The sequence below is a fragment of the Clostridium sp. TJA020 genome, from assembly GCF_058310295.1.
Genome location: NZ_JBZEFC010000001.1, coordinates 231,140 through 244,682, shown reverse-complemented (window position 1 = coordinate 244,682; position 13,543 = coordinate 231,140). Strand labels below are relative to the sequence as shown.

Sequence of the window (13,543 nt, the reverse complement as noted above, 5' to 3'; positions counted from 1 at the left end):
TTGATTATAGATACTTATTTCAGTATAAAATACATCATAGATATTGTAGATTCAAATTCTAATTTTTATTTTCTTGTTCCTAAGTTTTATGAAAATATCATTTTAGAAAAAATAAAAGAAATATGGTCTAAATGTACTATAGAAATTGTGGAGGAAGGTATAAAGCCTTTCTCCCAAAATTCTATACAAAAAGAATTATTCTTAAAAAAAGATGATGCATTAAGCCTACAAATAGTTGATAGAAAATCTAATGAACCATTAAATCAGATTTTAAGTGTTATGCAAGTTATGAATGATACAGATAGAATAACAATAATATTTAACATGATGCCATGTAGCCAAACTGGATGGAGAGATAAATATAATAAAGCAATAGCTAAAATGAAACGTAAAGAATGTATGGATAAAGAAATTGTAAGCTTAGAATATATATTTAAAATTACATTTACTTTTATCTGTAGTGTAATAGATATGTTAAAGGAAGTTTTAAATGATTCTTTAGGCGGAGAAAAGATAGATACAAAAATAAGTACCTATGGAGCTTTTATGAATGCTCTTTCAGTTCAAAATGATGAAATTAGTATATCTACAAAGAAGAAAAAAGATAGCCAAATAATAAATACTCAAATAGCAGTTGTTTCTGATTCAGATGATAATGTAAGAAAAATAAATAATATACAATCAGTTTGCAATTCATTTAGAGTATTAGATGATAATAATGAATTAATACATTTAGAAAGTAAACATGTATGTAATGTATTAGATATGAATTTAAAAACAAAAATAAGTAAAATGAGTGTAGATGAAGTTGCTAATTTTATAAAGATACCAGGTAGACTTCTTTTAACCTCTTTAGGAATTAATCATATAAAAACAGAAGAAGTAAAAATACCTAAAGAACTTCAATCAGGTAAGAAAAGATTAGGAACTACTAAGTATAAAGGAACAGAAACAAAGGCATTTTTAGAAGATAGTTATGATAAAGCAAGTTTACCACTTGTGCTTATAGGTGCAATGGGTGGAGGTAAATCAACTTACTTATCTAATTTTACTAAAGATTGTATAGATAATAATGAAGGTGTAGTAATTATAGATTTTATTAAAAAGTGTGAATTGAGTGATAGTATTAAATCTATAGCTCCAAAGGATAAAGTCTTAGAAATTGATTTAGGTAAACAAGAAAATATGCAAGGATTCGGCTTTGATGAATTAAAAATAAAGCCTAATGCATCAGCTTTTGAAAGATTAGAAGTAGGAAATTTACAGACTACTCAACTCAAAAGTTTCATTAATAGTATTATTGTAGGAGATCCATTAAGTAGTAGAATGGAAACTATATTAGGAGCAGCTGGAGATATAGTATTTTCTTTAGGATATACCAGCATAAAAGATGTAATAAAATGTTTGACTTGTTATAAAACTAGAATGAAATATATAGAAGAGTTAAAGAAAGATAAAGAGCTATATGAATTACTAGATGAAGAGGTTGAAACTTTAGAAGAATTAAATGAATGGTCAAAAGTTAGTGCTAAAGATATAAAAGAAGGTATCCAATCTGAAATAATAGGTACTAGAGAAAGTAAAATTGAACATATTTTAGATAGAACAAGGGTATTAAGAAGTGATGCTAAACTTAAATATATGTACAATAAGGATACTAAAAACAATATAGATTTTGTAAAGGCTATGGAAGAAGGAAAAGTAATACTGATAAAGATGCCACAAGCACAATTCCCATCAAAGCATATTAAAAATATACTTGTTACTTATTTTATGTCAAAGATATGGTTAGCTTGTGCAACTAGAGGGGCAATGCATGATAAACCTAGACCTTGTAATATAATAATAGATGAATTGTTTCAAGCACCTACTGTTATGAATGATTTAAAAGAGATAATTCCTCAAACGAGAAAGTTTGGATGTAAATTAGTATTTGCAACTCATAATACAAATCAGTTAAATGAAATAGATGAAACTTTAGAAAGTTCAGGTACATCATATATGCTTCTTACAGGAGCATTGGAAGATGACTTCAATCACTTTAAAAATAAAATGGATAACTTTGAATTTGAAGATCTTAGAGATATGGACCAATATAGTAGTTTGAATTTAATATACTATAGTAAAGGTTACTCTAGTTTTATAACTAAATTACCAAAGCCAATTTAGAAAGGATAGCAAAATTGCTATCTTTTTTATGTTTATGATAAAATATTTATATACTTTTATACTAAGGAGGAATATTAATGAAAAGACTACTAAGTATTATGTTGCTTCTGATATTAAGTCTATCGTTAATGATTGGATGTTCTAATGATGAAGATAACAGATATTCATCAAATTCAGGAAAAGATACAGTAGAGTCTTTTGGAAGTGATGGAAGATTTGGTGTATTCTATCTTTTAGATAAACTTGATTTATATGATGTTAAAGACCAAAAGTCCATAGATCATGTAACTAATTTTATTGATATTAAACCTTATGTATATTCTGTAGGGGGAAAAGGGTATACAAAGTTAAATTATGAGGATGCTAAAATTTTTCAATCAAATAAATTAGGAGATTTTTCTGATAAAGATCAACAGATATTTAAAGAACTAGAGAGATCAAAGAAGCCAACAAGATAAATAAATTTAAAAGACCAGAGTTTTAATCCAGTCTTTTATTTAGTACAATCTTTGTGCTATAATACAAAAAGTAATCTTTATAAATGGAGGAAATGAAATGAACTTTGACATAAAACAACTTGAGAAACTTAATTCTAATAAAGAGGAGAAATTCTTCTATATTGCTACATACGGATGCCAAATGAATGAAGAGGATTCTGAAAAACTTTCAGGTATGCTTAAAAGAATTGGCTATACAAGAACTGAAAATAAAGAAGAAGCATCTATAATATTATTTAATACTTGTTGTGTTAGAGAAAATGCTGAAAATAAGGTTTTTGGTAATCTTGGAGCATTAAAAAAACTTAAAGAAAAAAATAAAGATTTAATAATAGGTATTTGTGGATGTATGATGCAACAAAAAGGAATGGCAGATAAGATATTATCAAAATTTCCATATGTTAATATAATTTTTGGAACTCATAACGCATATAAATTCCCAGAGTACTTAAATAGAGTAAAAACTGAAGGTGTACAAGTAAAAGAGATTTTTAATAAAGAAACTGATATAGTTGAAGGTATTCCAGTAGATAGAGAAAGTGATGTAAAGGCATATGTTACAATAATGTATGGTTGTAATAACTTCTGCACATATTGTATAGTACCTTACGTTAGAGGAAGAGAAAGAAGTAGAAAACCAGAAGAAATATTAAAAGAAATTAAAGATTTAGTAAGCAAAGGATATAAAGAAATAACATTATTAGGTCAAAATGTTAACTCATATGGAAAAGGCTTAGAAGAAGATATTGATTTTGCAAAATTATTAAGAATGATTAATGAGGTTGAAGGATTAGAAAGAGTTAGATTTATGACTTCACATCCAAAAGATTTAAATGAAGATGTAATTTTAGCTATAAAAGAATGCGATAAACTTTGTGAGCAAATACATTTACCAGTTCAAAGTGGATCAGATAGAATATTAAAAGAAATGAATAGACATTATGATAGAAAACATTACATGGGATTAATAGAAAAAATAAAAAAAGAAATTCCAGATGTAACTATAACAACAGATATTATTGTTGGATTTCCAGGTGAAACAGAAGAAGATTTCGAAGATACATTAAGTCTTGTAAATGAAGTAAAATATGATTCAGCATTTACTTTTATATATTCAAGAAGAAACCATACACCGGCAGATAAAATGGATAATCAAGTACCTGATTCTGTTAAACATGAAAGATTTAATAGACTTGTTGATGCTGTTAATAAAGCCGTAATAGAAAACAACAAAAAATATGAAGGTAGAACACTTGAAGTACTAGTTGAAGGAAAAAGTAAAAATGATGATACTAAATTAATGGGAAGAAGTAGAAATGGTAAATTAGTAAATTTTGAAGGAGATGAATCCTTAATTGGAACTCTTGTAGATTTAAAAATTGTTCGTGCACAGCCATTTTCACTTATAGGTGAATTAATTAAATAATGAAATAAAAAAAGGCCAAATAAGGCCTTTTTGTTTTCTTATTTTTAAATTATAAACTCCTATGTTATAATCGTATAGATATAAGTAAATATAATCAATTAGTCTTTAAAATTTAATTTTATAAGATATAATAAATTGAAAAAAAGTAATTAAAATATATTTAAAATTTCGTAATTCTTAATATAGAGATTTAATATTTAAAGTTAAAGGAAGTGAAAATGTATGGCTTTAACCCCAATGATGAAGCAATATTTTGAAATAAAAGAAAATTATAAAGATTGTATATTATTTTTTAGATTAGGAGACTTTTATGAAATGTTCTTTGAAGATGCTAAGTTAGCATCAAGAGAACTTGAATTAGTATTAACAGGAAGAGATTGTGGACTTGATGAAAGAGCGCCTATGTGTGGTATTCCATTCCATGCTTCTTCTTCATATATATCAAGACTTGTAACTAAAGGATTTAAAGTAGCAATTTGTGAGCAAGTAGAAGATCCAAGTGCTGCAAAAGGAATAGTTAAAAGGGATGTAATAAAAGTTATAACTCCAGGTACTTATATAGATCAAAATAATGAAAATAATTTAAATACATATCTAATGGCCATTTTCTCTGAATCTGATTCAATAGGAATAGCTTTAACGGATATAAGTACTGGTGAGTTTAAAACAACTTCATTTAATTCTTTAAAAACAACATTGCTTGATGAAATTACAAAAATAAATCCAAAAGAAATAATTGTAGATATAAATACAGATATATCATTATTAAATGATATAAATTCTATAACCCAAGCACTTATTACAAAAAAAGATTTAAATGAATTTAAAGTTAGTGAAGATGAATTAATAAATCAATTTAGTGATGCAGAAGTTTCTTCTTTATCTAATCATAGTAAAATAGCATGTAGGGTTTTACTTAAGTATATATATGAAACACAAAAAATGAGTCTTTCTAATATAAACTTCTTAGAAGTATATAATATAATAAATTATATGACTATAGATGGAAGCTCAAGAAGAAATTTAGAATTAACTGAAAGTTTAAGAGAAAAAAGCAAAAAAGGTTCTTTACTTTGGGTTATGGATAAAACTGCAACCTCAATGGGGGCTAGAGTTCTTAGAAAATGGATTGATGAACCTCTTATATCTAAAGAAGAAATAATAAATAGGTTAGATGCTGTTGATGAATTATTTAATTCTATATCTTTAAATGAAGATATCATTTCAGCACTAAAGAATATTTATGATATAGAGCGTATAGTAGGTAAAGTTGCCAATGGTAATGTAAACGGAAAAGATTTAGTATCACTTAGAACATCCTTAGAAAAACTTCCAAATATAAAAGAACTTTTAGCTAATTGCGATTCAAAATTATTAAAAGAGTATTATAATTCTTTAGATATATTAAATGATATAAAGGAACTTTTATTTAATTCAATTACTAATGATCCATCTATTAGCGTAAAAGAAGGTAATATAATAAAAGATGGATATTCAAACGAAGTTGATGAATTAAGAAAGGCTAAATTACATGGAAAAGAGTGGATAGCTTCTTTAGAAAATAGCGAAAGAGAAGTTACTGGAATTAAATCTTTAAAGGTAGGGTACAATAAAGTTTTTGGATATTTTATTGAAATAAGAAAAGCTAACTATTCCTCAATTCCAGAAGGAAGATATATAAGAAAACAAACATTAGCCAATTCAGAAAGATATATAACACAAGAACTTAAAGAGATGGAAGAAAAAATATTAGGAGCTGAAGAAAAACTTATAAATTTAGAATATGAAATATTCCAAGATATACGTAATTGTGTATCTAAAGAAATTTCAAGATTAAAAAATAGTGCTAGAATTGTTAGTAATTTAGATTGTTTATCAACATTAGCGTTAATAGCACTTGAAAATGATTATGTTAAGCCAAATATAAATGAAGATGGTTTAATTGAAATAAAAGAAGGTAGACACCCTGTTGTTGAAAAGGTAATAGGTAGAGGAGAGTTTGTATCTAATAATACTTTATTAAACAAAAAGGATAATAGACTTATACTTATAACCGGTCCTAATATGGCAGGTAAATCAACATATATGAGACAAGTAGCCTTAATAACATTAATGGCTCAAATTGGATCTTTCGTTCCAGCTAGAGAAGCTAATATATCTATTTGTGATAAAATTTTTACTAGAATAGGCGCTTCAGATGATTTAGCTGGTGGTAAATCTACATTTATGGTAGAAATGTGGGAAGTATCAAATATTTTAAAAAATGCTACTCCCAAAAGCCTTGTTTTATTAGATGAAGTAGGAAGGGGTACTTCGACTTACGATGGACTTAGTATTGCATGGTCAGTTATAGAACATATTTCAAATAGTAATAATTTAAAATGTAATACTCTATTTGCAACACATTATCATGAACTTACAAAGCTTGAAGGTGAAATTGAAGGAGTAAAAAATTATTCAGTTGCAGTTAAGGAAGTATCTGACAATATTATTTTTTTAAGAAAAATAATAAAAGGTGGTGCAGATCAATCCTACGGAATTGAAGTTGCAAAACTTGCTGGATTACCTGAAAGTGTAATAAATAGAGCTAAAAATATTTTATCTACATTAGAAGAAAAAGAATCAAGTAATGTAACAATAAATGAAGAAATTGCCCTTGAAAATAATATTAATTATTCAGCTATAAATAAAAAAGAGAAAAATTCTAAAAATAAAGAGTGTAATAATATGCAATTAGATTTTTCTTATATAGAAAAAGAAGCTTTTATAAAAGATTTATCATCAATTGAAATATTAAATTTAAATCCAATGGAGGCTATGAATAAATTATACGAATTAGTTAAAGATGCAAAAAAATTAATTTAGGAGTTGATGTAACTTGAATAGAATTAATTTATTAGATGAAAATACATCAAATAAAATTGCAGCAGGAGAAGTTGTTGAAAGACCTTCCTCAGTTATTAAAGAATTAGTTGAGAATAGTATTGATGCAAATTCTAAAAATATAACTATAGAAATAAAAGATGGTGGATGCTCTTTAATACGTATAATAGATGATGGTTATGGAATTCATAAAGATGATTTAAAAAAAGCATTTATGCCACATGCCACAAGTAAAATAAAAGATGTTAATGATATATTTTCTATAAATACTTTAGGTTTTAGAGGTGAAGCATTAGCTTCTATAGCTTCTGTATCTAAAGTATCTTTAAAAACTAAACAAGCATCTGATGAATTTGGAAAAGAGATTTTAGTTGAAGGTGGCGAAATAATTTATGAAAATGAATGTGCTTGTAATAATGGTACTACTATAGAAGTTAGAGATTTATTTTTTAATGTACCTGCTAGAAAAAAATTTTTAAAATCCTTTACTAGAGAAGGATCTATAATAAATGATATTATAAATAGAATATCTATTTCTAAGCCTGAAATTGGCTTTAAGCTATTTAATAACAACAAAAAAGTTCTTCAGACATTTGGAAATAATAATTTAAAGGATGTATTAAGAGTTATATACGGCAAAAAAATAACTGATAATATACTTTACTTTGAAAATGAAAATGACTATATAAAAGTCTATGGATATGTTGGTAAAGAAGAAATAGCTAGAGGCTCTAGAAATAATCAAAGTATTTTTGTGAATAATAGATATATAAAAAATAGGACATTAGCTGTTGCCGTGGAAAATGCATTTCGGTCTTTTTCTACAGTTAATAAATTTCCTTTCTTTACTTTATTTATTGATATATATCCTGAGTATATAGATGTTAATATACATCCAACAAAAGCTGAAATTAAGTTTAAAGATGATAGATTAATATTTAAAATGATTTTTGATGCCGTACACTCTGCATTAAAAAATGATATATTTGATAATTTTAAATTGCCTGAAGAAGAAAATGTAAAAAATACTTCTATTAGCGAAAATATTAAAATGGATTTAGATTTTAATGATAACGAGATAAAATTTAATTCATTTGAAAAAAATGATAAGCTAATAATAAATGATAAATCTATAGATTATTCTGAAAAAATAAAAGATGCTATAAGTAAGGAAAAGGAAGAATTTAATAGGTTAAAAGAAAAATTTACTAAAGATAACTTATTAATTAATAATTTAAGTGACAATGATATTAATATAAATTCTTCTAAAGAATTATTAGTATTACCTGAAAATGATAAATCTACTTATAATAACTATAATATACTTTATGATAAAGTAGAAAAAATTTCAGATAATATTAGTACTAATTATAAAGAAATAAATAAAAAACAAGAAGAGAAAATTGCAAAATTTCCTCCACTTAAAATTATTGGTCAATTTAATAAAACATATATAATAGCAGAGTTTAATGAAGTTTTATATTTAATAGATCAACATGCAGCACATGAAAAAATTTTATTTGAAAAATACTTAAATTCTATAGCAAATGGTTCGTTAATAGTTCAACCTCTTTTAGTACCTACAATTATTGAATTAACAACTGATGATTTAGCTTATTATATAGAAAATAAAGATATTTTTAAAAACGCAGGATTTTTGGTTGAAGATTTTGGTGGAAATTCTATATCTTTAAAAGAAGTGCCATATTTCCTTGGAAAGATAGACTCTAAAGATTTATTTTTAAATATAATAGATGATTTAAAAAGTTTAGGTACTGGTAAAACAATAGATATTAAATATAATAAAATTGCTACTATGGCCTGCAAAAAAGCTGTTAAAGCTAATGATTCATTAACAGAAAAAGAAATGATTAAACTTATAGATGAATTAAGATTTATTGAGGATCCGTTCCATTGTCCACATGGTAGACCTACAATAATAAAATTTACTAATACAGAACTAGATAAAAGGTTTAGAAGAATTGTTTAATACAAATAAGTAAAGGATGTATCATAAAATGAAAAAAGAAAATATTTTAGTTATAGGTGGACCAACAGCAGTTGGCAAAACAGATCTTTCTATAAAGCTTGCCAAAATATTAAATGGTGAAATAATATCTGCAGATTCAATGCAGATATATAAATATATGGATATTGGTTCAGCAAAAGTATCATTAAAAGAAATGGATGGAATAAAACATCATATGATTGATATAATTAATCCAGATGTTCCATTTTCTGTTTCTAACTACAAAGAGCTTGGAGATACAATAATTAAAGATATAATAAAAAGAGGAAAACTTCCAATCATTGTTGGTGGAACAGGACTTTATATAAATTCACTAACTTGCAATATGGACTTTACAGAAGCTGAAACTAATGAAGAATATAGAAAATCTTTAGAAAAAGAAGCAATTGAATATGGAAATGAATATTTACATGAAAAGCTAAAAGATATAGATCCTATAAGTTATAATCAAATACATTATAATAATAGAAAAAGAGTTATACGTGCCTTAGAGGTATATAAGCTAACAGGTAAGCCTTTTAGTTCATTTAATGTAGGTGAGTCTTTTTATAAGTCAAATTATAATATTTATTATTATGTATTAAATATGGATAGAGATAAATTGTATGATAGAATAAATAAAAGAGTAGATATAATGATAAACAAAGGATTAATTGATGAATGTATAAACTTAAAAAATATGGGGTATACTGTATCTATGCAATCAATGCAAGGAATAGGTTATAAAGAAATTTTTCATTATTTAGATGGTAAGATGAATTTAAATGAAGCTATAGAGTTAATAAAAAAAGGATCTAGAAATTATGCTAAAAGACAATTAACATGGTTTAGAAGAGATCCTAGAGTTAGATTTTTAAATAAAGACATATTAACAGAAGAGGCTATGATTGATAAAATAATTAATGACATTAATCCAAAGTAGTTGTATAATTAATCTAAAGGTGTATTGATAACTTTAGGAGGTATATTATGAATAAACAACAAAATAATTTGCAAGATATTTTCTTAAATGGTGCTAGAAAAAATAAAATATCAGTAGAAGTTTATCTTACAAATGGTTATAAGCTTAAAGGTTTTGTAAAAGGATTTGATAGTTTTACTGTTGTATTAGATTGTGATGGAAAACAAATGTTAGTTTATAAACATGCAATTACAACTATTACTCCATTAAAACCTATTTTATTTGTAAATAATGAATTAAATAATATTTAATAAATAGGCTTAAATGCCTATTTATTTTTGTTTATATATATATATATATATAGGAGGACTTTATGTTAAAATCAACAGAAGAATTAGTAATAAAAAATTACGGTATTCAAAATAATGCATTTGAAATTTATAAACAAGCATTAAAAGATACTGAGGAAATATTTAAAGGGCTTGATGAAATTAGAGAATACAATCAATTAAAGGTTCTTACAGCATTTCAAGAAGAAAGAATTAGTGATTGTCATTTTACTAATTCTACAGGCTATGCATATGATGATATTGGAAGAGAAGGATTAGATAAAGTATATGCTAGAGTATTTAATACTGAAGCTGCTATTGTAAGACCTCATTTTGTAAATGGTACTCATGCAATCGGAACAGCTTTATTCGGAAATTTAAGACCAGGAGATACACTATTAGCTATATCAGGACAACCTTATGATACACTTCATGGTGTTATAGGATTAACAGAAGAAAGAGGAATGGGATCATTAATAGAGTATGGAGTTAAATATTCACAAGTTGATTTAATTGAAGATAAATTTTTTGATTTAGATGGAATAAAAAAAGCTATTTTAAATGATAAATCAATAAAAATGGTACATATTCAAAGAAGTACTGGTTATAGTACTAGATATTCTTTAATGCTTTCTCAAATTAAAGAAGCTATAGAATTAGTAAAAAGCTTAAATGAAAATATAATTATATTTGTTGATAATTGTTATGGTGAATTTGTTGACACATTAGAACCAACAGATTTTGGGGCTGATTTAATGGCAGGCTCATTAATAAAAAATATTGGTGGTGGTATATCACCAACTGGTGGTTATATAGTAGGTAAAAAAAATTTGGTTGACAATGCATCTTACAGGCTTACAGTACCTGGAATAGGTGGAGAATGCGGAGCAACTTTAGGTGTAATGAGAACATTATTTCAAGGTTTTTTCTTAGCTCCACATGTTACTATGGAAGCTGTTAAAAGTTCTATATTTTGTGCTAGAGTTATGGAACTTGCAGGATTTGAAGCTAAGCCTAAAGCTTTTGATAAAAGAACTGATATAGTTCAAACTATAATCTTTAGAAATAAAGAAAGATTAATTGAATTTATAAAAGGAATACAGTTCGGTTCACCTGTAGATTCATTTGTTCATTGTATCCCAACACCAATGCCTGGATATGAAGATGAAGTTATAATGGCAGCTGGAGCATTTATTCAAGGATCTTCAATAGAGTTATCAGCTGATGCTCCAATAAGAGAACCTTATATAGCATATATTCAAGGTGGACTTACATTTGATCATGCTAAAATAGGTATATTAATAGCTTTAAATAATGTTTTAAATAGTTAGCTTAAAGTAAAAGACTTAGTTTTTAAACTAAGTCTTTTATTTATTTAAAATCTTAAGTTCTGATTTATTTGAAATTTTAACTTTATAATTTTTAAATAAATTTCTATTTAATAAATAAAACTCTTTATTAAAATTATCTAATTTTTTATTTATATATAACTCTTCCTCTTTAATCATTTGACCTTCTTTGACTATAGTTACTCCATTAAAAACAAATTTAGATTTTTTATAAAATATTAAAACTATAAAATTATAAATATCCATAGATGAATATAATATATTTACAGATATTAAACAAATAATATATAAATTATTGTAATCTAATATTAAAGGAACTATAGTTAAAAATATAATAGGAGAAAGAATAGATATAATATGTCTATATTTTTTTAGTTCTCTAGTATTAGCAATAGAAATGTGTAAGTTATCTTTCCAAAATATTAAATAAGTATTTTTAAAATCAAAATAAAAAATATATTTTATAAATATTCTAATAATAAAACATAAAATAGAATAGAGTAGTATTAATTTAAAATATGTTATAAATGTTATTATAAATTTTCCATTATAATTTATTAAATTATATCCTAATAAATAAAAAATATAAAAAAACATTAATATAAATATAAAAAATCTTATATTGAAAGCATAATTTTCTTTATAGGTATTAGTTTCTTTTATTAAAATTTTCACTTTTCATACTCCTTATAAATCTAAAATAAAAAAGAGACTCATACTTTTTATATATGAACCTCTTAATTAATATATTCTTAATATGATCTAAAAATCCCAACTAACTTACCTAATATTTTACAATCATCAACTATCATAGGTAACATAGCATCATTTTCTGGTTGTAATCTTATATGATCACTTTCTTTAAAAAATCTCTTAATAGTTGAAGAGTCATCAATTAAAGCTACTACTATATCACCATTAGAAGCATGTTGAGTTTTTTCTATAATGGCTAAATCTCCATCATTAATTCCAGCATTTATCATACTATTACCGCTTACTCTAAGCATAAAAAGTTCATTGTTGTGCTTAATAAAATCAAGTGGCAATGTAAAAGTATCTTCAATATTTTCAGTAGCTAATATAGGAGTGCCTGCTGTTATATTTCCAACTATAGGAATATTTATCATTTCACGTTTTGGCTGTAAGAATTCAACGATTTCTAATGCCCTAGGTTTTGTAGGATCTCTCTTTATAAGCCCCTTTTTTTCTAATCTTTTTAAGTGCCCATGTACTGTTGATGTAGATTTTAAGCTAACCGCTTCACAAATCTCTCTTACAGATGGTGGGTAACCTTTATTTTCAGTATAATTTTTTAGGAATTCATATATTTGACTTTGTTTATCTTTACCATCTAACATTGCATAGCACCTCACGTTTTTTTATTAATTATAACATATGATTATTAATATATCAAACTTATGTTCTTAGAACATAAGTTCTATTTGCTATATTTATTTTTATTTGTTATAATGTAATTTGATTTTGCACTTTAGAAGGTGGTGTATGTATGAAAAACAAATATAACGAAGATGATTATTGCGATTTATATGAAAATAAAATTTGCGATAATTGCGGTAAATGTTTAGAAAATGAAGGTGTTGATATAAGAGCTATAAAAATAGAAGATATATCAAAAAATATAGAAGAAAATAAATTTCTTGAAGAAGAATTTAAAAATACAATAGCTAAAGCTAAAAATATTGATCCTTCTTTAGAAAAAGAAGACTTAGAAAAAGCTTTAAAAGAAGCTTATTTAATGATACAAGGACAACTAGACGATTCTATATCTAAAAGCAATGAGCAAGAAGATTATGTAGATGCATTTGAGTTTGTAGAATATTTAGATGAAGCAAACCTTGATTATGATTCTTTAGAAGATAACACAGAAGAAATATTTCCTGGAGTAAGAAGATTGGTTAAAAGAAGCAACTAAATTAAATTTAGTTGCTTCTTTTATTTT

Annotated in this window: 11 protein-coding genes; 9 read left to right on the top strand and 2 right to left on the bottom strand. The window is 25.4% G+C overall.

Going from position 1 to position 13,543, the window contains the following annotated elements:
- The 8 genes from AC4FQ1_RS01220 (at position 1) to AC4FQ1_RS01185 (ending at position 11,565) form a co-directional block, all read left to right on the top strand.
- Entirely contained in the window at positions 1-2,169 is a 2,169-nt protein-coding gene (locus AC4FQ1_RS01220) for a type IV secretory system conjugative DNA transfer family protein (RefSeq protein WP_491168689.1), read from the top strand.
- A 77-nt stretch (positions 2,170-2,246) separates the two neighbouring features.
- A complete protein-coding gene (locus AC4FQ1_RS01215) occupies positions 2,247-2,627 on the top strand; it encodes a hypothetical protein (protein ID WP_491168688.1) in 381 nt (126 codons plus the stop codon).
- A 97-nt stretch (positions 2,628-2,724) separates the two neighbouring features.
- Positions 2,725-4,092, top strand: a complete 1,368-nt coding sequence (gene miaB, locus AC4FQ1_RS01210) for a tRNA (N6-isopentenyl adenosine(37)-C2)-methylthiotransferase MiaB (RefSeq protein WP_491168687.1) — start codon at positions 2,725-2,727, stop codon at positions 4,090-4,092.
- A gap of 222 nt (positions 4,093-4,314) precedes the next feature.
- The gene (gene mutS / locus AC4FQ1_RS01205; RefSeq protein ID WP_491168686.1) at positions 4,315-6,957 is read left to right on the top strand and encodes a DNA mismatch repair protein MutS; all 2,643 of its coding nucleotides are present in this window, start codon (positions 4,315-4,317) and stop codon (positions 6,955-6,957) included.
- A 13-nt stretch (positions 6,958-6,970) separates the two neighbouring features.
- Positions 6,971-8,965 carry a DNA mismatch repair endonuclease MutL gene (gene mutL, locus AC4FQ1_RS01200; RefSeq protein WP_491168685.1) on the top strand — a complete coding sequence of 665 codons (1,995 nt, stop codon included), beginning with the start codon at positions 6,971-6,973 and terminating at the stop codon, positions 8,963-8,965.
- Between the two features lie 28 nt (positions 8,966-8,993).
- The gene (gene miaA / locus AC4FQ1_RS01195; RefSeq protein WP_491168684.1) at positions 8,994-9,926 is read left to right on the top strand and encodes a tRNA (adenosine(37)-N6)-dimethylallyltransferase MiaA; all 933 of its coding nucleotides are present in this window, start codon (positions 8,994-8,996) and stop codon (positions 9,924-9,926) included.
- Between the two features lie 47 nt (positions 9,927-9,973).
- Positions 9,974-10,216: an RNA chaperone Hfq gene (gene hfq, locus AC4FQ1_RS01190; protein ID WP_024613663.1), complete on the top strand. Its 243-nt coding sequence runs from the start codon at positions 9,974-9,976 to the stop codon at positions 10,214-10,216.
- 62 nt (positions 10,217-10,278) lie between these two features.
- Positions 10,279-11,565, top strand: coding sequence for a methionine gamma-lyase family protein (locus AC4FQ1_RS01185; protein ID WP_491147096.1), 1,287 nt, complete (start codon positions 10,279-10,281; stop codon positions 11,563-11,565).
- Between the two features lie 36 nt (positions 11,566-11,601).
- Here the strand turns inward: AC4FQ1_RS01185 and AC4FQ1_RS01180 are convergent, their stop codons facing one another.
- Both AC4FQ1_RS01180 and lexA read right to left on the bottom strand, forming a co-directional pair.
- A complete protein-coding gene (locus AC4FQ1_RS01180; protein WP_491168683.1) occupies positions 11,602-11,829 on the bottom strand; it encodes a hypothetical protein in 228 nt (75 codons plus the stop codon).
- A gap of 506 nt (positions 11,830-12,335) precedes the next feature.
- On the bottom strand, positions 12,336-12,941 hold the full coding sequence (gene lexA / locus AC4FQ1_RS01175; protein WP_491168682.1) for a transcriptional repressor LexA: 606 nt from the start codon (positions 12,939-12,941) through the stop codon (positions 12,336-12,338).
- A gap of 149 nt (positions 12,942-13,090) precedes the next feature.
- Here lexA and AC4FQ1_RS01170 point away from each other — a divergent pair, with 149 nt between their 5' ends.
- The gene (locus AC4FQ1_RS01170) at positions 13,091-13,516 is read left to right on the top strand and encodes a hypothetical protein (protein ID WP_491168681.1); all 426 of its coding nucleotides are present in this window, start codon (positions 13,091-13,093) and stop codon (positions 13,514-13,516) included.
- Positions 13,517-13,543: the final 27 nt, after the last annotated feature.

Bases quoted from the DNA above. Each gene is read 5' to 3' on its own strand.
- AC4FQ1_RS01215 (WP_491168688.1), top strand. From the start codon at position 2,247: ATGAAAAGACTACTAAGTATTATGTTGCTTCTGATATTAAGTCTATCG.
- lexA (WP_491168682.1), bottom strand. From the start codon at position 12,941: ATGTTAGATGGTAAAGATAAACAAAGTCAAATATATGAATTCCTAAAA.
- mutS (WP_491168686.1), top strand. From the start codon at position 4,315: ATGGCTTTAACCCCAATGATGAAGCAATATTTTGAAATAAAAGAAAAT.
- AC4FQ1_RS01170 (WP_491168681.1), top strand. From the start codon at position 13,091: ATGAAAAACAAATATAACGAAGATGATTATTGCGATTTATATGAAAAT.
- AC4FQ1_RS01180 (WP_491168683.1), bottom strand. From the start codon at position 11,829: ATGGATATTTATAATTTTATAGTTTTAATATTTTATAAAAAATCTAAA.
- hfq (WP_024613663.1), top strand. From the start codon at position 9,974: ATGAATAAACAACAAAATAATTTGCAAGATATTTTCTTAAATGGTGCT.
- miaB (WP_491168687.1), top strand. From the start codon at position 2,725: ATGAACTTTGACATAAAACAACTTGAGAAACTTAATTCTAATAAAGAG.
- miaA (WP_491168684.1), top strand. From the start codon at position 8,994: ATGAAAAAAGAAAATATTTTAGTTATAGGTGGACCAACAGCAGTTGGC.
- AC4FQ1_RS01185 (WP_491147096.1), top strand. From the start codon at position 10,279: ATGTTAAAATCAACAGAAGAATTAGTAATAAAAAATTACGGTATTCAA.